We start from the raw sequence: 18392 nt of genomic DNA, 5'->3' as shown, positions 1-18392 counted from the left end.
GACGGCCGCTGAATCCGCTGTTCGAGGAACGCATCCCGCGACCATGGCGTCTGGCCCACGGGCTCGGAGAAGAAGACCGCGGAGGATTCGTCGTCCATGCGACGCGCACCGTCCAGTACCTGCCGCGAGGGTCACCCTGTCGGCGGAGAGGCCCTGCGCGCGAGCCCCTGTCGGACGGCCCGGACGAGGGCACTCGCGGCCAGCTCGCAGTCGTCCGCCGAGCAGATGGCGGAGACCACCGATACGCCGTCCGCTCCCGCGGCGATGACCGCCGGGGCGTTGGCTGCGGAGATGCCACCGATGGCCACCACGGGGACGGGGAGCAGACGCCGCAGCCGGGCGAGCTCCTCCAGTCCGAGCGCCGGGGTGGCGTCCGCCTTGGAGCCGGTGGGGAAGATGGGGCCCACGCCCGCGTAGTCCACCACCGCCGGGTCCAACGTGGGCAGGTCCGCCGCCCCGGTGATGGACAGGCCCACCAGCGCGTCGGGCCCCATCAGCCGTCGGGCCACCTCGGGGGGCAGGTCTCCCTGTCCCACGTGGACGCCATCCGCTCCGAGCGCCAGCGCCAGGTCCACCCGGTCATTGACGATGAGCGGCACCCCGAGGGGCCGCAGCCGTTGGAGCAGCGCCCGGCCCAGCTCCAGCGTCTCGCGGGCCGAGGCGTCCTTCTCGCGCAGCTGCACCACGGTGGCCCCACCGCGTACCGCGGAGAGCACCACGTCCACCAGCTCGCGCCCGCGCGACAGCAGGCGGTCGGTGACGAGGTAGACGGACAGGTCGGGCACACGGCGAGGCATTGCGGGCGTCTCCTCAGCGTACGCGGGCGCGGGTGCGCACGGTGGCTTCGTCCAGGGTGTGGAGCACGTCCAGCAGGTGCATCTGCAGCGAGCCCGGTCCCCGGGACTGCTCGGCGGCGAGCTCTCCGGCCAGACCCAGCACGACGAGGGCGCGCGCGGCGGCCAGCACCGCATCGGGCTCCACGGCCAGGAATGCGCCCACGAGCGCGGAGGCCGTGCACCCCATGCCCGTCACGCGGGACATGAGCGGGTGCCCGTTATCCACCGCGACCACGCGGGAGCCGTCGGTGACGTAGTCCGTCTTGCCCGTGACGGCCACCACGGTGCCCAGGCTGGAGGCCAGCCGCCGGGCCGCGTCGAGCGAGGCCTCGGAGGACTGGGTGCTGTCCACGCCGCGTGTGGCGCCCGCCTCGCCCGCCACCGCGAGCACCTCCGAGGCATTGCCTCGAATGACGGCGGGCGCCTGCCGGGCCAGCTCGGCGGCGGTGGTGGTGCGGTAGCGCGTGGCCCCGGCACCCACCGGATCCAACACCCAAGGCACCCGGGACTGGCGCGCGGAGTGGATGGCCAGCCGCATGCCCTCCACCCATTCTGGCGACAGGGTGCCGATGTTCACGACCAGCGCCTGCGAGATGGCGGCGAACTCGGCCACCTCCTCCCGCGCATGCACCATGGCGGGCGAGGCCCCCACGGCGAGCAGGGCGTTGGCCGTGTTGTTCATCACGACGTAGTTGGTGATGTTGTGCACGAGCGGCGAACGCTCCCGCACCGCCTTCAGCGACTCCCATACTCCTGCGATCAAGTCCAACGCGAGCTCCTCTCCCTACGCCGCGTCCGAGGTGGCGAAGCGGGTCAGGTGGAAATCGGCATCGCCGAAGGTTCGGTCGATGCTGGTCAGCCGTTTGAAATAGTGGCCGGCGTTGTACTCCATCGTGGTGCCGATGCCGCCGTGCAACTGGATGGCCCACTGGCCGATGAAGCGGCCGGAGCGGCCAATCTGGACCTTGGCGGCCGACATCGCCTTGGTGCGCGCCGGAGCGTCCGTGCTGTCCGCCCGGCCGGCGGCGAGGATCGCCATGGACTTCGCCTGCTCGTGGGCGATGTACATGTCCACCATGTGGTGCTGCAGCACCTGGAAGCTGCCGATGGGCACGCCGAACTGGGTGCGCGTCTTCAGGTAGTCGAGCGTCACCTCGTTGAGCGCCTGCATGTTGCCCACCGCTTCCGAGCACAGGGCGGCGATGCCACGGTCGCTCGCCTGCTGGATGAACGGAAACGCGCCGCCCTCCGGTCCCATCAGGGCCGAGCGTGGTACCCGCACACCCTGGAGCGTGACCTCGGCGGCGCGGGTGCCATCGACCGTGGGGTAACCGCGGATCTTCAGGCCCGGCGCGCCGCGCTCGACGAGGAACAGCGACAACCCGTCCTGTGCGTCCGGCTTGCCCGCCGTGCGCGCCGAGACGATCAGGTAGTCCGCGCAGTCGCCCCCGAGCACGACCGCCTTGGCCCCATCGAGCGTGTAGCCATCAGCGCCGCCCCTGGCGGTGGTCGTGACGTGGGTGAGCGAGTAACGCGATTTGGGCTCACCGTGCGCGAAGGCCAGGAACAGCTTGCCCTCGGCCAGGCGGGGTAGCAGCTCGGCTTTCTGTGCGTCGCTGCCGGCGGCGCGCAGCAGGCCCGCGCCCAGGACGACCGTGGGGATGTACGGCTCCACCACCATGCCGCGGCCGAATGCCTCCAGCACGATGGCGAGGTCCTGGAAGGTACCGCCGATGCCGCCGTGCTCCTCGGCCAGCTCCACACCCAGCAGGCCCAGCTCGGCGAAGGTGGCCCACAGCTCCCGGGAGAAGCCGTCCGCCGAGGCCAATATCTTCGCCCGCGCCTCGAAGCCGTAGCGCTCGCGGATGAGCCGGGCGGCGGTGTCCCGCAGCATCTGCTGCGTGTCGCTCAGACTGAAGTCCATGAGAGTTCTCCTTCCTTCCGCGCGAGCTCAGAGCCCGAGCACGGCCTTGGCCAGGATGTTGCGCTGGATCTCGTTGGAACCGCCGTAGATGGTCACCTTGCGGTAGTTGAAGTAGTCAGGCCCCAGCGGGGCGGCATACTCCGGGCCGATCGGCTCTCCGTGCCAGCCGGGCTCACGGGCCTCGGGGTTGAACGGCAACGCGTAGGGGCCCACCGCTTCCATCATCAGCTCGGTCAACGTCTGCTGGATCTCCGAGCCCTTGATCTTGAGCATGTTGGCCTCGGCGCCCGGCGCCTGGCCCGCGCGCTCGGCGGCGATCATCCGGAGGTTGGTCAGCTCCAGCGCCATCAGCTCGATCTCCACCGCGGCGATCTTCTCGCGGAAGCCCGGGGTCTGGATGAGCGGCACGCCGTCCACCGTCTCCTCGGTGGCGATCTTCTTGAGCCGTGTCAGCTCCGACTTGGAGCGGCCGATCCGGGCGATGTTGGTGCGCTCGTGGCTCAGCAGGAACTTGGCGTAGCTCCAGCCCATGCCCGGCGCGCCGACGATGTGGTCCTTCGGCACGCGCACGTTGTCGAAGAAGACCTCGTTGACCTCGTGCTCACCGTCGATGGTGATGATGGGCCGGATCGTGATGCCCGGCGTGCTCATGTCCGCCAGCAGCATGGAGATGCCTTGCTGCTTCTTGGCCGCCGGATCCGTGCGTGCCAGCAGGAAGATCATGTTCGCGTACTGGCCCAGGGTGGTCCACGTCTTCTGCCCGTTGAGCACCCACTCGTCACCGTCCAGCTCCGCCTTCATCCGCAGCGACGCCAGGTCCGAGCCCGAGCCCGGCTCGGAGAAGCCCTGGCACCACCAGTCGTCCTGCCGCAGGATGCGGGGCAGGTAGTAATCCTTCTGCTTCTGGCTGCCGAAGGCCATCAGCACGGGGCCGATCATGCTCAGGCCGAAGGGCAGGGCCTGCGGGGCGCCCTCCTCGGACAGCACCTCGTCGAAGAGGTGTTGCTGGACGGAGTTCCAGCCGGGTCCGCCGTACTCCTTCGGCCAGCGGGGGGCTCCCCAGCCGTGCGCGTGGAGCCGGCGCTGCCACTCGACCTGCTCCTCCTTGCCGAGGCGCTTGTGGTGGAGGACGCGCTCCCGCGTCTCGGGCGGGAGGTTGGCCCGCACCCACTGCCGCACCTCGTCGGCGAAGGCGAGCTCTTCGGGGGTGTAGTTCAGGTCCATGGTGCTCTCCTGGGTGTCTCGTGCGTTCCCGGCTCAGACGGCCTGGGCGAAGCCCTTGCCCTCGGCGACCCACCGCTCCAGCAGCGGGGACGGCGTCCACCAGCGGGCGCCGTGCTTCCGGCCGTACTCGCGAATCTTCTCCAGCGCCTGGGGCAGGCCCACCTCGTGCTCCGCCCAGAACATCGGGCCCCCGCGGTGCGCCGGGAAGCCGTAGCCGTAGAGGTAGACGATGTCGATGTCGCTCGAGCGGTAGGCGATGCCCTCGCGCAACACCTCGCAGCCGATGTTCACCATGGCCAGGAAGCAGCGCTCGAGGATCTCCTGCTCGCTGATCTCCCGGCGCTGGATGCCGTACCCGGCCGCCGTCTCTTCAATCACCCGGGCCACGACGTCGGAGGGAACCGGGGTGCGATTGCCCGGCTGGTAGTCGTAATAGCCCGCCTGTGTCTTCTGGCCGAGCCGGCCCATCTCGACGAGCTTGTCGGCCACGGCGCCAGCCCTGGGCTCGAAGGTGGTGGGGTCCCGGTCCTTGCGAGACTTGTAGCCGATGTCGAGTCCGGCCAGGTCACCCATCTGCAACACGCCCATGGGCATGCCGAACTTCACCAGGGCCTGGTCCACCTGCTGCGGCGTGGCGCCTTCCAGGACGAGCAGGCTGCCCTCGCGCATGTAGCCTTCCAGCATGCGGTTGCCGATGAAGCCGTGGCTGTTGCCGGCCACCACGCCCACCTTCTTGATGCGTTTGGCGATGTCCAGCGCGGTGGCGAGCACGTCGGGCGCGGTCCGGGCGCCGCGGACGACCTCCAGCAGCTTCATGACGTTGGCGGGGGAGAAGAAGTGCATCCCCAGCACGTCCGCCGGGCGCGAGGTGTAGCCGGCGATGGTGTCGATGGACAGGTAGGAGGTGTTGGTGGCCAGGATGGCGCCCTTCCTGGCGACGCGGTCCAGTGTCTCGAAGACCTTCTTCTTCACCTCGAGCGTCTCGAACACCGCCTCGATGACGAGGTCCGCTCCGGCCAGCGCGTCATAGGAGAGGGTGGGGCGGATGAGGCCCATGCGCGTCTCCACCTGCTCGGCCGTGAGACGCCCCTTGGCCGCGGTGGCCTCGTAGTTCTTCCGGATGACGCCGAGCCCTCGGTCCAGCCCTTCCTGGTTCACCTCCAGGAGGGTGACGGGGATGCCGGCGTTCGCGAAGTTCATGGCGATGCCGCCCCCCATGGTGCCGGCGCCGATGATGGCCACGGACTGGATGGGGCGGGGCTTCACGTCGGCTGGGAGGCCCGGAATCTTGGAGACCTGACGCTCGGCGAAGAAGACGTGCTGGAGCGCCTTGGACTGGCTGTTCCGCGCGCACTCGAGGAACAGATCGCGCTCGCGCTGGATGCCCTGGTCGAAGGGGAGGGTGACCGCGGCCTCCACCGCGTCGATGATGCGCTGGGGAGAGAAGAGGTTGCGCTTCTCCTTGGCGGTGCGCTGGCGGGCCGTGTCGAAGAAGCCGGCGGGGACGGCGTTGGGCGCGAGGGTGAGGTCTCGCACCCGGCGCCGCGGCGAGCCGATCTTCTCCCGCGCGAAGATGACGGCGGCCTCGGTCAGGTCGCCCTCCACCAGCTTGTCGATGGCACCCAGGCCGAGCGCCACGGGCGCGGGGATCGGGTCACCGGAGATCATCGCCTGCAGGGCCGGCTCGACGCCCACGAGGCGCGGCAGGCGCTGGGTGCCGCCAGCGCCCGGCAGCAGGCCCAGCTTCACCTCGGGCAGGCCGACCTGGGCGCTGGCCACGGCCACGCGATGGTCGCAGGCCAGCGCGACCTCGAAGCCTCCGCCGAAGGCCGTGCCGTGAATGGCCGCGACCACCGGCTTGGAGAAGGCATCGAGCGCGTCGATCACCTCCGGCAGGCCCGGGGACTTGAGCGGGCCACTGAACTCGGTGATGTCCGCGCCCGCCATGAAGGTGCGCCCGGCGCAGGCGATGACCACGGCCTGGATGGCGCCGTTGGACTCCGCCTGTTTCAACCCGTCGAGGAGCGCCACCCGCACGGCGTGACTGATGGCATTCACCGGCGGGTTGTCGATCCAGAGGATGCCCACGTCACCGCGTGCCTCGAAACGTCCCGACATTCACCTGCCTCCCTTGGCGTGCGCTTGGAGCGGCTCAAGCGCCGCGCACTATACCGGGGCCGCTGGCGTGCCTACCCCTGCAATTCGCCTTGGGGCGGGAAGCCGTGCTGCTTCCGCCCCTCGTCGCCCTCGAAGAGGGCCGTCGTCTTGAACAGCCATCCGCTCCACCGGTCCGACAGGCGACACAGTGCCCGCTCAACCGCGGCGCTTGAGTTCGCGAGCCACCACTTCGCAACCGGGCGCGTAGTGGCCCCGCACCGCTTCCAGCGCGCGCGCCAGCGTCAGCTCGGCGATGCGATCGTGCCGCTGCGGCAGCGAGTTGACGCGCAGCGGGAGGAAGTCGAGCAGCCGATCGTCTCCGAACGTCGCCAGCCGCAGTGACCGTGGCAGACCGGCGGGTGACTCGAGCAGCACGTCGAGCACACCCTGCAGCAACGTATAGGAGCTGGTGACCAGGGCGTCCGGCAGGCCGTGCCGGGCGAGCAGTTCGCGCATCAACAGGGCGCCACTCTCGCGGTCGTACCGGGCGCCGGTGAGCTCGTGGACGTGCTCGATGCGTCCCTTGACGGCACGCCGGAAGCCCTTGCGCCGCTCGACGCTGATCGACAGCGCGGGCACCGCGTCGAGCCAGGCGATGCTCCGGGTGTGCTCGTCCATCACCGAGTCCGTCAGGGCCTCGGCGGCCGACACGTTGTCGCTGATGACACAGACGAAGCGCTTCGGGTCCAGCGCGCGGTCCACGGCGATCACCGGCGTGCCGCCCTCCATCAGCCCCGTGTAGAACGAGTCCTTCGCGGGCAGCGCGCTCGCGACGATCAACGCATCGCAGCGCCGCGCGCGCAGGGTCAACGCGAGCTCCCGCTCCGTCTGGGGGTCATCGCCGGAGCCGGCGATCAGCAACTGGTAGCCCTCCTTCCGGGCGCCGTGCTCGAGCAGCTTCGCGAGCCGGGCGTAGCTGGCGTTCTCGAGGTCCGGCACGATGAAGCCCAGCGTGTGGCTGGCACCCCGACGCAGTGCGGCGGCCTGGGCGTCGATGCGGAAGTTGTGACGTTGGACCACGGACATCACCCGCTCCACCGTCTGGGGGCTGATGCGGCGCGCCTCGGCCTGTCCGTTCAGCACGTAACTGGCCGTGGTCCGCGAGACGCCCGCCAGCCGGGCGATGTCCGCCAATGTCACTGCGTCCTCCTGCTGCCCGGGAATTCCAGGTGGGCCCCTGGCATTGAATCCACGTAGGTGACACGATTCAGCAAGTCATCTATAAGCCTCGGGACGGGGAGGACGCAACGGATGCTGACGCTGACTCGGGACGATGTCCGGCTGGGTTGCCGCGCCGCCGATTGGCGTGCGGCGTTGGACCAGGCCGCCGCCGCGTTGGTGGAGGCCGGCCGTGTCTCGGCCGAGTACCGCGAGGGGCTGCTCGCTCGCGAGGCCCAGTCCTCCACCTATCTGGGCCACGGCATCGCGATCCCCCACGGCACGCCGGACAGCCGGCGCTACGTGCGCTCCACGGGAGTGCGCGTGCTGCAGTTTCCGGAGGGCATCCGGTGGCACGACGGCACCCGCGTCAACCTGCTGGTGACGATCGCCGCGCAGTCCGACGAGCACCTCGACATCCTGCGTCAGCTCACGCACGTGCTGGAGCGCGAGGGCGTGGCCGAGACCCTGGCCGGTGCGACGACCGCGGACCAGGTCATCGCGGCGCTGTCCCGCGCGCCGGTGTCGGCGAGGCTCGATGCCGGGACGCTCTGTCTGGGCGTGCCGGTCCGAGACCGTCTGGAGCTGGCCCTGGCCGCGGCGGCGCGGCTGCGCCAGGCCGGCTGCGTGGACGCGGGCTTCGTCGCGGCGATCGCCGGACAGATGCCGCTGCCGCTGGGCCAGGGACTCTGGCTCGTGTACGGCGCCTCCGGCGTCAAGACTCCGGCCCTGGCGCTGGCGACCCCGGAGCAGCACTTCCGCGACGACGTGGGCGAGGTCTCCGGCGTCTTCTGTCTCGCGGCCCAGGGGGACACCCATCGCGCGCTGCTCGTGCGGCTGGATGAGCTGATCGCGCGAGGAGACGGTGGGGGGCTCGCGGGCCTGCCCGCCGATCAGGTCCTGGCCCGGCTGGCCGGTGAGTCCGCGCGGGCCGAGACCGCTCGGGTCCGCCTGCTCAACGCGCACGGGCTCCATGCGCGGCCGGCGAGGGAGCTGGTGCTGGTGGCGCGGGCGCAGACCGCCCAGGTCCGCGTCCGGTTGCTCGAGGGCAATGGGGAGACGGTGTCCGCGGCCAGTCTGACCAGTGTGCTCAGCCTCGGCGCGCGGCGGGGCCAGACGTTGGTGTTCTCCGCGGAAGGGGAGGGCGCCGCACAGGCCGTGGCGGCGCTGGCCGACGCGGTGCGGGGGGGCCTCGGTGAGCCGGTGACGCCGCTCCAGGAGACGCGCGAGGAGAGCGCTGCCCGGACTCCCCAGACTCCCCGTGCCGCTCCGGTGGAGCCGGTCGTCCCTCCCCGGGTGGACGAGCCGCTGACGGCCGTGCCGGCCTCGCCGGGACTCGCCATCGCGCCCGCGTACGTGCTGCGCCTGCCGGAGTTCCATTACCCCGAGCGGGCGGAGGTCCCCACGCACGAGCGCGGACGGCTGGAGCGCGCGCTCGACGGTGCCCGCCAGCAGCTCGAGGCGTTGGTGAAGCGGGCGGTGGGGGGAGAGGTCTCGCAGATCCTCTCCATCCACGCGGAGATGCTCGGAGACCCGGACCTGCGCGATGCGGCCTTCGAGTCCATCGAGGAAGGTGTGTCGGCCGAGGCCGGCTGGTGGCGCGCGATCGACACGGCGGCGCGCGCGCAGGAAGCGCTGGCGGACCGGTTGCTGGCGGAGCGCGCCGCGGACCTGCGGGACGTGGGCCGCCGCGTGCTCGGTCTGCTGTGCGGTGTCGAGATGCCGATGCCGCCGGAGCAGCCCTACATCCTGGTGGCCGACGACGTGGGGCCGTCCGATGTCGCGCGGCTGGACACGGCGAAGGTGCGCGGGCTCGTCACCGCGCGCGGCGGGGCCACCTCGCACAGCGCGATTCTCGCGCGGGCCCTCGGTATCGCCGCCGTGGTGGGCGCGGGGGAGCGCGTGCTGGCGTTGACCTCCGGTGTCGAGCTGATCGTCGATGGCGAGGGTGGGCGCATCGTGGCCGCTCCGACGCCGGAGCGCCGCCAGCGCACCGAGCGGCGCATCGAGGAGCAGGAGACGCTGCGGCGCGCGGCCCATGCCCGGAGGCACGAGGAGGCGCGCACGCGTGACGGCCACCGCGTGGAGATCGCCGCGAACCTCGGCAACACCGCGCATGCCGCGGATGCCGTCGAGCGCGGAGCCGAGGGCATTGGCCTCCTGCGCACCGAGTTCGTGTTCATGGAGCATGCGGAGGCGCCGGATCTGGCGACGCAGATCGCCGAGTACGGTGAGGCCTTCGATGCGCTGGCGGGCCGTCCGCTGGTCGCGCGGACGCTCGATGTCGGTGGCGACAAGCCGCTGTCGTACTGGCCGATGCCCCACGAGGAGAATCCGTTCCTCGGGGTGCGCGGCATCCGTCTCACGCTGATGCGGCCGGAGGTGCTGGAGACGCAGATCCGCGCCCTGCTGATGGCCGCCGGCAAGCGGCCGGTGCGCATCATGTTCCCCATGGTCAAGGACATCGAGGAGTTCCGCGCGGGCAAGGCGATCTTCGACCGCGTGCAGGCCGAGGTGAAGGCGGCCGACGTCCAGCTCGGGGTGATGATCGAGGTGCCGTCCTGCGCGCTGCTCGCGCCCACGCTCGCGAAGCAAGCCGACTTCTTCTCGATCGGCACCAACGACCTCACGCAGTACACGCTCGCGATCGACCGTGGCCACCCGCGGCTGTCCGCGCAGTCCGATGCACTGCACCCGGCCGTGCTGCGGCTGATCCAACTGACGGTGGAGGCCGCTCATGCCGAGGGCCGTTGGGTGGGCGTCTGTGGCGAGCTCGGCTCGGATCCCCAGGCCATCCCGGTGCTGGTGGGCCTGGGCGTGGATGAGCTGTCCGTGAGCAGCCGCCGTGTCCCGCTGGTGAAGGCCGCCGTCCGCGAGCTGACGCTGCCCCGGGCGCGTGAGCTGGCCGCGCTCGCATTGAGGCAGCCGACCGCCGCCGCGGTGCGCGAAGCCCTGGAGGTGGTGTGATGGCCCGGATCCTGACGCTGACGCTGAACCCCGCATTGGATCTCGCGATCCGCCTCGGACCCATCCGGCTCGGCGAGGTCAACCGCACCGAGAGCACCCGGCTCGACGCCGCCGGCAAGGGCATCAACGTGGCGCGGGTGCTCGGGGACCTGGGCCATGACGTCACCGTGTCCGGCCTGCTCGGTGCGGACAACGAGACGGCCTTCGTGCGCGCCTTCGCCCGCTACGGCTTGCACGATGCGTTCGTCCGGATACCGGGCGAGTCGCGCATCAACGCGAAGCTCTCCGAGCCGGACGGGCGGGTCACCGATCTGAACGGTCCGGGTCCGCTCATTCCGGCGCATGCCCTGGACATGCTGACCGTGCGCCTGGGGCCGCTTCTTCCCGGAATCGAGGCGGTCGTCATCTCGGGCAGCCTGCCGCCGAACATGACGCCCGCGCAGCTCGCCAGCCTCATCGCCCGCGTTCGTGAGCGCGAGATGCCGGTGTGGCTGGACACCAGCGGTCCCGCGCTGTTGGCGGGCCTGGCCGCGCGGCCCACGGGCGTCAAACCCAACGAGACAGAGCTGGCCGACTGGGCGGGCCATCCGCTCGACACGCCCGACGCGCGGCTCCAGGCGGCGCTGCGGCTCAATGCCGAGGGCATCGAGGACGTGCTGGTCTCCGCCGGAGCCGAGGGCGTGATCTGGGCCCAGCGGGGTGACGCCCTGATGGCGGAGTCGCCAAGGGTCTCCGTCGTCAGCACCGTGGGCGCTGGCGATACGCTGCTGGCGGGCGCGCTGCACGGCGTCATGTCCGGCTGGCCTCGGGAGCGCACTCTGCGCTTCGCGACGGCGCTCGCCGCCGAGTCCGTGCGCCACATCGGCGTGGGAGATGCATCGGCCGCGGATCTCGACATGCTCCAGGCGCGGACGGTCGTGCGGAGCCTGACCGGGCAACCACTCACCGGGGAGACGCAGCGATGAACGTGATCCTCATCACGGCCTGCCCGAGCGGCGTGGCCACGACCTTCCTGGCCGCCCGGGGGCTCGAGCGTGCCGCGAAGCGGCGCGGTTGGAACGTGACGGTGGAGATGCACAGCCAGCTCGAGCCGGTCGTCGTGCCCGGCCGTGAGGCCATCGAGGCCGCCGACCTGGTCGTCGTCGCGGCGAGCGCGCCCGTGGACCTCTCCCGGTTCGTCGGCAAGCGCGTCCACCAGGCGCCGATCTCCGAGGCGCTGCCCGACCCGGACGCCTTCCTGACGCAGGCCGAGCAGAGCGCCAGGACGCTGACGGCGGACGCCGCGGCCAGCCCCACCGAAGTGGCGCCCGCGGCCCGGCCTTCCACGGAGGGCGGGAAGAAGATCGTGGCCGTCACGGCCTGTCCCACCGGGGTGGCCCACACGTTCATGGCGGCCGAGGCGCTGACCCGGGCCGGGCAGGGGCTCGGTCATCCCATCCGCGTCGAGACGCGAGGCTCGGTGGGGGCGCAGGATCCGCTGACGGCGGAGGAGATCCGGGACGCCGAGGTGGTCATCCTGGCCGTCGACATCGAGGTGGACTCCTCGCGGTTCGCGGGCAAGCGGGTGTGGCGGACCTCCACCGGCACCGCGCTGAAGAAGTCCGAGCAGACGATTCGCGATGCCCTGGAGAAGGCCCAGGTCATGGCGGGCGCGCCGGGCCGTCCAGCGGGCGGTCCCTACCAGCACCTGCTGACTGGCGTGTCCTTCATGCTGCCCATGGTCGTCGCGGGCGGTCTGCTGATCGCCCTGTCCTTCGTGTTCGGCATCGACGCCTTCAAGCAGGAGGGCTCGCTGGCGGCGGCGCTGATGCGCATTGGTGGCGGAGCGGCGTTCAAGCTGATGGTGCCGCTGCTCGCCGGTTACATCGCCTACTCCATCGCCGACCGGCCCGGCATCGCTCCCGGGATGATTGGCGGCTATCTGGCGAGCGAGCTCGGGGCCGGCTTCCTCGGAGGCATCGCCGCGGGCTTCATCGCGGGCTACGCGGCACGAGGACTGAGCCGCTACGTCAAGCTCCCGGCCAGCGTGGAATCCCTGAAGCCCATCCTGATCATCCCGCTCGTGGCGAGCCTGATCACCGGGCTGGTGATGATCTACGTCGTTGGCGCGCCCATGGCCGCGATCATGTCAGCGGTGACGGGCTTCCTGACGAACATGAACTCCGGCAACGCGATCCTGCTCGGCGTGCTGCTCGGCGCGATGATGTGCTTCGACCTGGGCGGTCCCATCAACAAGGCGGCGTACACCTTTGGCGTGGGGCTGCTGTCGGCGGGAGCCGGCTCGTACGGTCCCATGGCGGCGATCATGGCGGCCGGCATGGTGCCGCCCATTGGCATGGGCCTGGCGAGCCTCCTGGCCCGGAACAAGTTCTCGGAGCCGGAGCGCGAAGCGGGCAAGGCCTCGCTGGTGCTGGGCCTGTGCTTCATCTCCGAGGGAGCCATCCCCTTCATGGCCAAGGATCCCCTGCGCGTGATTCCCGTCAGCATGATCGGTGGAGCGTTGACGGGCGCGATGTCGATGTACTTCGGCGTGCAACTCATGGCCCCGCACGGGGGACTGTTCGTGCTGCTGATCCCCAACGCGGTCAATCACGTGCTGCTGTACCTGTTGTCGATCGCCGTCGGTTCCCTGGCGGTGGGCGTCGGGTATGCGGTGATCAAGACCGGCCAGGCCGAGCTGCCGGGCACGGCGGCACCCCCTCGGCTGCTTCCGGCCGCCGCGGGGAAATCAGGGATGAGTCACTGATAGGCCCGGGCTATCAGCCCGATGAAAACCTTGTCTTGGTCACATCCGGGCCCGGAACGCATCCTTCCATGCACGACACCAGCGTGTTGCCGCGCTGGCGCACTGGGAGGCTGTTCATGGTTGCTGCCCTTGCTGGATTGGGATCTGGAGCGCTTCACGCCGTCTCCGGTCCGGATCACCTGCTGAGCCTGGCGCCCCTCTCCCTGGGCATCGGCCGGAAGGCGTGGCGCGTGGGGTTGATGTGGGGGCTGGGGCATGCGCTCGGCACCCTGCTGTGTGTGGCGGCCGTGGTGGTGGTGGCCGCGGCCCTGAACCTCGACGTGCTGCGGACGTGGGGCGAGCGCATCGCGGGCGGTGCGCTGGTGATGACGGGCATGGTGGGGTTGCGCCGTTGGTTGTCCCATCGCAAGCCGGCCAGGGACGCGACCGTCTCCAAGGCCGGCGGGACGAGCACCTGGGGCGTGTTCTCCATCGGCTTCATCCATGGCCTGACGGGGGCCGCGGCGGTGCTGCTGCTGCTCCCGGCCGCGGTGGCCTCCTCGCCCGTGTGGCAGGCGCTGTACCTCGGCGGCTTCATGGTGGGCAGCACCGTGGCCATGGCGGCGCTCACCGCGGCCCTGTCCGCCGGCTCGAGCGCCATGCCCAGGCCCGAGGCGCTCCTGCGGCACGTGCCGGCGGTCGCCTCGTTCGGCTCGGTGGTGCTCGGCGGCTGGTGGATGGTGGCGTGACTCAGTGGCCGCGCAGCACCGTGAGCCCGGCGTCGGTGAGGACGTAGAGCATCGCCGGGGTGCCGTTGGGCAGGTCTCCCTCCAGGAAGCTCGAGTCCTGGTAGGAGCTCCGCTGGGAGCACCTTCGTCCCCCTCGTGCCGGGCCATGCGGGAGCAATCCGCGTACCGGGCTGGAGGAGGAGAAGACGGGCCCGCGCCCACCCCGATGGAAACCGGTGAAACCGAGGGCTGGAGATGCGAGGAGGCAGGCTTGTGTCTACACTGACGGCATGCCCCTTCTACGCTCCTGGTCAAGTGCTCTGGGTCTCGGACTCCTCGTGGGAGGAGTGGCCCTGGCGGAAGGCACACCGGTCATCTCGGTGGACCTTCCGTATGACAATTACAACCTGCAGCTCCGGGGAGATGACGTCGTGTCGCGCGACCTCCAGCTCCACCGCACCCCGACGGAGATCCGCGGGCGGGCGCTCGGCTCGGTGGCGCAGCTCTCGCTCGAGAAGGACGGTGTCTCGGGGGCGGTGGGCAACTCCCCCGTGAACCTGAAGGTCCGCACGGAGGGAGACTCCCTGATCGCCGAGGGCGGCTTCATCGATGGGCCGGTGACGCTGCGCTTCAGCCCGAAGGAGCTCCACGTCTACATCAGCCAGTGCCGCTACGAGCTGACGTCCACCCAGGGGGTGTACGAAGGGCGGCGCAGCTGTGACAGCCGCCTGCTGCCCCCGGTGCGCATCACCGTGCCGGCCGGGCTCCGCGAGCGGAGTCCCGCGGAGCAGGCGGCCCTGCTGCTGTTCGCGCTGGCCCCCGCGGCCAGGTAGCGCGGCGCACTCCGGACCCGTCTCCCACCGGGTCCGGAGCGCACCGGGCGCTAGTTGATGATCGGAATGCAGCGGCAGCTGCTCATGTCACACCGCGCGGCGCCGCCGCAGGTGTCGCCGCAGTTGGGCTTGCAGACGCACTGATCACCCGCCTCGTTGCAGCCGAGCAGCGGGCCGGAGCAGTGGTCCGGCTCGGTCTCGCTGTATTTCGGGTCGTCCTCGCAGGGGATGCCGCCGTCGGGAGACTTCACCGCATCCACCCAGTACTGGTACGAGACGGCCACCTGGGTGGACTCGCTCGCGGGGCGGCAGGCGCCGAAGAAGGAGAGGGTGCGCGCGCTGCCATCGAAGTCGAAGCCGTTGACGGTGCTGCGCGGGATGTCACCGCTCGCCTTGCAGACGGCCGGGTCGCGCACGTTCTCCATGGCCACCTTGATGGACGCGCCGATGGGCGGCTTGAGCGTCTTGTAGCCCGCGTTGCCGATGGTGTCAGCGATGATGGCGTCCATTGAGGACCCGATGGAGGCGGTGTCGAGGATGGAGCCGAGCACGCCGCCCGTGGCGTTGACCACCGACGCGTGGCGCTGCGGGCCGTTGGCGGGCAGCGGGTTGAACTCGCGCGTGCCCTCGGTCACGGTGCAGGTCTTGCCCTCAGTCCGTGGTGGTGCCGGGATTGACGTCCGGGCGGAAGATGCCGGCGCAGTTGGCCTCGTCCAGGTGGGTGATGGCGCCCACCTCCACGCCGTCGGAGATGCCATCCCCATCCGTGTCGAAGCGGCGCGGGTCCGTCTCGGAGGCCCCGCGGGTGCCGTTGGCGTCCTGGTCCTCGCCCTTGATGCTCCCGCTGGAGGGACCGTCGCGCAGACCGTCGCAGTCCGTGTCCGCCAGCAGTGGGTGCGTCTCGTCGTCGTCCACCTTGCCGTTGTGGTTGGCGTCCTCCACGCCGTCCGGCAGGCCGTCCCCGTCCGAGTCCGCCTTCACGGGGCTCGTCTGCAGCGAGGTGTCCGCGTCCGCGGGGACGGTGCAGGAGGTTCCGGTCACCGGCGTGCCCACGCCCACCTCGAGCCCGTCCGGCAGCCCGTCCTGATCCGTGTCCGTCACTCCGGGGTTCGTCTTCTTCCCGTCGTAGGAGGCCTCGAATTCGAGCTTGTCGCTCAGGCCATCACAGTCGGTGTCCTTGGTGGCGTTGTTCGGATCATTGGCATCGGTGGGCAGCGGCGTGGGGCCGGGATCCGTGGGGCCGGGGTCCGGGTTGGGATCGGTGCACGCGGGTGCCGCCATCAGGCTCATGGCGAGCAATGCGGCGCTGAACAACTGTCTTGGATTCATGGGGCCTTCCTCACAGAGGAACCGAGGTGTCTGGAATACCGCCCCCCCCCCGTACGGCGAGTTCGAATCATATACAGTATCGGACGTATTCCACCTTGTTTCGCTGGGGCTGGGATTTACGGCTCGAAGTGGATTCCGCTGCCGGCAGGGGATTTCACGTGTTGGAAGAAGGTGGAGGCCCTGTATTTGAAAGGGATTGAGAACATGAGAAGGCTTTGAAGCCAGGGCCTGTTCCCATACGGACAGTGCGTGGCATGTGGGTGAGCCGGATGTATGTGAACAGGGGGAAGCCTCGGAGTGGGACTCACGGCTCGCGTGCCGGGATGTTGTCGATTTCGGCTGTCAGCGGACGTGCTTCGTCAGACACGGAAGACATACGAAAGTATCGACGGCACGCGCCCCCTCGCGTGCGTCCCCTTTCTGGATCGGAGGCCCATGATGTGCCGGACCTTGAGCACCCTGGTGCTGACGCTGCCCCTGTTTGCCCTGCTGGGTTGTGAGCCGGATCCTGGAGGAGGGCCTGGCGGGAACAATTCCGAGGTGACGGTGGTGCTGAAGCCGGCGGCGGTGACGCTGCCCATGACGGCGGCGCAGCACTTCACGGTGACGGTGACGGGCGCGAGCGACACGTCGGTCATCTGGACCTCGACGGGCGGGGACATCACCCGGGAGGGGGCGTTCACGGCGCCGAGGAAGGAGGGGACGTACAGGGTCCGGGCCACGAGCATGGCGGATACGACCCGGTATGCGGAGTCCGTGGTGACGGTGAAGAGGCCGACGGTGCCACCGGCCCTGCCGAAGATCCATGCCTTCACGGCGGCGGCGGCGACGATCAACCCGGGGGAGGGCACGACGCTGAGCTGGGAGGCGGCGGGCGCCACGAGCCTGAGCATCGAGCCGGACGTGGGCACGGTGACGGGGACGAGCGTGGCGGTGAGCCCGTCCGAGACGACGACCTATACGCTGACGGCCACCAACGCGGCCGGCAATGTCACGGCCACCACCACGGTCACGGTGACGCCTCCGGCCGCTGACACCTGGGCGTCCCTCGGTTGGGCCAACGAGCTGCCTGGCAACTACGACTCGGACGTCTACCGCTGGCTGGATGCGGGCAAGCAGCAGCGGACGGCGGTCCTCACGCGCAACACCGCTCGCGATCCGGGTGGCAGCCATGGCGGCATGCTGCGCCAGTTCCGCTTCTACATCGGCAGCACGGAGCGTGTCGCCACGGGCACCGGTGCCAGCAGCGGCGCCGGCTACATCTGGAACGGCTGGGGCTACGTGGTGAGCCACTTCGGCAGTGGCGGTGTGAGCCACTCCGGAAACCTCGCGGGCAACTACCGCCGGGTCTTCGTGGGCAAGCACCACGCCATCCACGAGTTCTCCTGGAACATGCCCATCAATGGCACTCCGGTGAAGGTCACGGTGCACTGGTTCTTCTCCACGGGCCGGGATTACCCGGTGTACGCCGTCACCTTCGACACCAGCGCCGCGGGGTCCTCGGGCCTGTCCACCAGCGCCGATTCCCGGACGCCCTACGGCGACATCGCCTGGGATGGGGACGGCACCAACGCCTTCGTGGACGGCGTGAAGTGGGGCGACAAGTACAAGTTCTACTCCCGCACCGAGCCCTTCACCGCCCAGAGCCAATGGGACTACAGCCAGCCCAACGTCGTCCCCTACACCCTGCTCTATTCCCGCGCCGCCGATGCCGAGATGGGCATGGTGCAGACGCTCGACTGGGTCCAGCACAACACGGGGGGCACCTGGTTCAACGACAACTGGGGCAAGAACTCCGAGACTCGCGTGGGAAGTTTCGATGGCTGGATGATGCCGCCCAATTGGAACTGGCCCTACCAGATGTGCCAGTACGAAATGGACGGCTACAGCCAGACCCGCAGCAAGCGCCTCGCCTGGGGCTTGATGTACGGGGCCGTGGGCAATCCCGCCTACTACGGCTATGGCTATGGAGGGACGTTCTCGGGCCATCCCTACCAGAGCTACTCCGTCTTCATGGTCATGGGTCAGCAGAGCGCTGGAGAGGTCCTGGCCCAGGCGACGCAGGTGGAGCGCATGCTCAAGGCGCAGCTCACCGTGACCCAGGGCGCGGTGGTGATCTCCGGTCCGCTCGGCGTGGCCCGCTCCGACACCGCCACCTATCCGGTGCCCGGGTACAACAGCAACTACGCGGTCTACGAGCTCCGGGCGGACCTGTCCGGCCTGTTCAACGCGACCCTGAACGCCGCCGGAGGAGAGTTGCAGAATCCGCTCTTCCTCGTCCGCGCTGCGGCGGGCGTGCCGGCGCGCCTCTACCTGGACGGCGTGCTGCTCAAGGCGGACGTGGACTACTTCGCTTCCTTCGACTCCAGCTCGGGCGTGCTGTGGCTCACCCTCAACCGGGCCTGGAGCGGCAGCCACACCCTGTCCAGCGGTACGTAGGCAAGCGCGGGGTCGCCGCGGGGACCACCGGCGCGAGGCTCATGGGCCTCGCGCCGGGGCACTTCCCGCGAC

15 protein-coding genes are annotated in these 18392 nt (G+C 70.0%); 6 read left to right on the top strand and 9 right to left on the bottom strand.

Features of this window, described 5'->3' with window-relative positions:
• Positions 1-131: 131 nt before the first annotated feature.
• The 6 genes from thiE to cra all read right to left on the bottom strand — a co-directional run bounded on the left by thiE (position 132) and on the right by cra (position 7281).
• Positions 132-797, bottom strand: a complete 666-nt coding sequence (gene thiE / locus VFZ09_RS37775; protein WP_329732629.1) for a thiamine phosphate synthase — start codon at positions 795-797, stop codon at positions 132-134.
• Positions 798-810: 13 nt separating this feature from the next.
• The gene (thiM, locus tag VFZ09_RS37770; RefSeq protein WP_329732628.1) at positions 811-1605 is read right to left on the bottom strand and encodes a hydroxyethylthiazole kinase; all 795 of its coding nucleotides are present in this window, start codon (positions 1603-1605) and stop codon (positions 811-813) included.
• 15 nt (positions 1606-1620) lie between these two features.
• On the bottom strand, positions 1621-2760 hold the full coding sequence (locus VFZ09_RS37765; protein ID WP_329732627.1) for an acyl-CoA dehydrogenase family protein: 1140 nt from the start codon (positions 2758-2760) through the stop codon (positions 1621-1623).
• A 27-nt stretch (positions 2761-2787) separates the two neighbouring features.
• The gene (locus VFZ09_RS37760; protein WP_329732626.1) at positions 2788-3984 is read right to left on the bottom strand and encodes an acyl-CoA dehydrogenase family protein; all 1197 of its coding nucleotides are present in this window, start codon (positions 3982-3984) and stop codon (positions 2788-2790) included.
• Positions 3985-4017: 33 nt separating this feature from the next.
• Positions 4018-6102: a 3-hydroxyacyl-CoA dehydrogenase NAD-binding domain-containing protein gene (locus tag VFZ09_RS37755; protein ID WP_329732625.1), complete on the bottom strand. Its 2085-nt coding sequence runs from the start codon at positions 6100-6102 to the stop codon at positions 4018-4020.
• Between the two features lie 195 nt (positions 6103-6297).
• Positions 6298-7281, bottom strand: coding sequence for a catabolite repressor/activator (gene cra, locus VFZ09_RS37750; protein ID WP_329732624.1), 984 nt, complete (start codon positions 7279-7281; stop codon positions 6298-6300).
• Between the two features lie 111 nt (positions 7282-7392).
• Here cra and ptsP point away from each other — a divergent pair, with 111 nt between their 5' ends.
• From ptsP to VFZ09_RS37730, 4 genes are all read left to right on the top strand, one after another.
• Complete coding sequence (ptsP, locus tag VFZ09_RS37745; RefSeq protein ID WP_329732623.1) at positions 7393-10266, top strand: phosphoenolpyruvate--protein phosphotransferase; 2874 nt, start codon at positions 7393-7395, stop codon at positions 10264-10266.
• On the top strand, positions 10266-11231 hold the full coding sequence (gene pfkB, locus VFZ09_RS37740) for a 1-phosphofructokinase (protein ID WP_329732622.1): 966 nt from the start codon (positions 10266-10268) through the stop codon (positions 11229-11231). The genes ptsP and pfkB overlap by 1 nt, the downstream gene beginning before the upstream one ends.
• Positions 11228-13012, top strand: a complete 1785-nt coding sequence (locus VFZ09_RS37735) for a PTS fructose-like transporter subunit IIB (protein ID WP_329732621.1) — start codon at positions 11228-11230, stop codon at positions 13010-13012. The genes pfkB and VFZ09_RS37735 overlap by 4 nt, the downstream gene beginning before the upstream one ends.
• Before the next feature lie 116 nt (positions 13013-13128).
• Positions 13129-13740, top strand: coding sequence for a hypothetical protein (locus VFZ09_RS37730; RefSeq protein WP_329732620.1), 612 nt, complete (start codon positions 13129-13131; stop codon positions 13738-13740).
• Position 13741: 1 nt separating this feature from the next.
• Here VFZ09_RS37730 and VFZ09_RS37725 read toward each other — a convergent pair whose 3' ends face one another.
• Positions 13742-13897 carry a hypothetical protein gene (locus VFZ09_RS37725; RefSeq protein ID WP_329732619.1) on the bottom strand — a complete coding sequence of 52 codons (156 nt, stop codon included), beginning with the start codon at positions 13895-13897 and terminating at the stop codon, positions 13742-13744.
• A gap of 169 nt (positions 13898-14066) precedes the next feature.
• Between VFZ09_RS37725 and VFZ09_RS37720 the strand changes: the two genes are divergently transcribed.
• The gene (locus tag VFZ09_RS37720; protein WP_329732618.1) at positions 14067-14552 is read left to right on the top strand and encodes a hypothetical protein; all 486 of its coding nucleotides are present in this window, start codon (positions 14067-14069) and stop codon (positions 14550-14552) included.
• A gap of 50 nt (positions 14553-14602) precedes the next feature.
• Here the strand turns inward: VFZ09_RS37720 and VFZ09_RS37715 are convergent, their stop codons facing one another.
• Entirely contained in the window at positions 14603-15187 is a 585-nt protein-coding gene (locus VFZ09_RS37715) for a hypothetical protein (RefSeq protein ID WP_329732617.1), read from the bottom strand.
• 16 nt (positions 15188-15203) lie between these two features.
• The gene (locus tag VFZ09_RS37710) at positions 15204-15881 is read right to left on the bottom strand and encodes a hypothetical protein (protein WP_329732616.1); all 678 of its coding nucleotides are present in this window, start codon (positions 15879-15881) and stop codon (positions 15204-15206) included.
• A gap of 435 nt (positions 15882-16316) precedes the next feature.
• Here VFZ09_RS37710 and VFZ09_RS37705 point away from each other — a divergent pair, with 435 nt between their 5' ends.
• A complete protein-coding gene (locus VFZ09_RS37705) occupies positions 16317-18320 on the top strand; it encodes a hypothetical protein (RefSeq protein ID WP_329732615.1) in 2004 nt (667 codons plus the stop codon).
• The last annotated feature ends 72 nt before the right edge of the window (positions 18321-18392 follow it).

Source organism: Archangium sp., assembly GCF_036277355.1.
Classification (GTDB): domain Bacteria; phylum Myxococcota; class Myxococcia; order Myxococcales; family Myxococcaceae; genus Archangium.
This window is presented reverse-complemented; position numbering and strand designations above follow the sequence as displayed.

What these genes read in the sequence shown, in the direction of transcription:
- ptsP (WP_329732623.1), top strand. Translation starts at nt 7,393, where the DNA reads ATGCTGACGCTGACTCGGGACGATGTCCGGCTGGGTTGCCGCGCCGCC.
- VFZ09_RS37705 (WP_329732615.1), top strand. Translation starts at nt 16,317, where the DNA reads ATGATGTGCCGGACCTTGAGCACCCTGGTGCTGACGCTGCCCCTGTTT.
- VFZ09_RS37765 (WP_329732627.1), bottom strand. Translation starts at nt 2,760, where the DNA reads ATGGACTTCAGTCTGAGCGACACGCAGCAGATGCTGCGGGACACCGCC.
- VFZ09_RS37760 (WP_329732626.1), bottom strand. Translation starts at nt 3,984, where the DNA reads ATGGACCTGAACTACACCCCCGAAGAGCTCGCCTTCGCCGACGAGGTG.
- VFZ09_RS37730 (WP_329732620.1), top strand. Translation starts at nt 13,129, where the DNA reads ATGGTTGCTGCCCTTGCTGGATTGGGATCTGGAGCGCTTCACGCCGTC.
- thiE (WP_329732629.1), bottom strand. Translation starts at nt 797, where the DNA reads ATGCCTCGCCGTGTGCCCGACCTGTCCGTCTACCTCGTCACCGACCGC.
- pfkB (WP_329732622.1), top strand. Translation starts at nt 10,266, where the DNA reads ATGGCCCGGATCCTGACGCTGACGCTGAACCCCGCATTGGATCTCGCG.
- VFZ09_RS37755 (WP_329732625.1), bottom strand. Translation starts at nt 6,102, where the DNA reads ATGTCGGGACGTTTCGAGGCACGCGGTGACGTGGGCATCCTCTGGATC.
- VFZ09_RS37710 (WP_329732616.1), bottom strand. Translation starts at nt 15,881, where the DNA reads ATGAATCCAAGACAGTTGTTCAGCGCCGCATTGCTCGCCATGAGCCTG.
- VFZ09_RS37735 (WP_329732621.1), top strand. Translation starts at nt 11,228, where the DNA reads ATGAACGTGATCCTCATCACGGCCTGCCCGAGCGGCGTGGCCACGACC.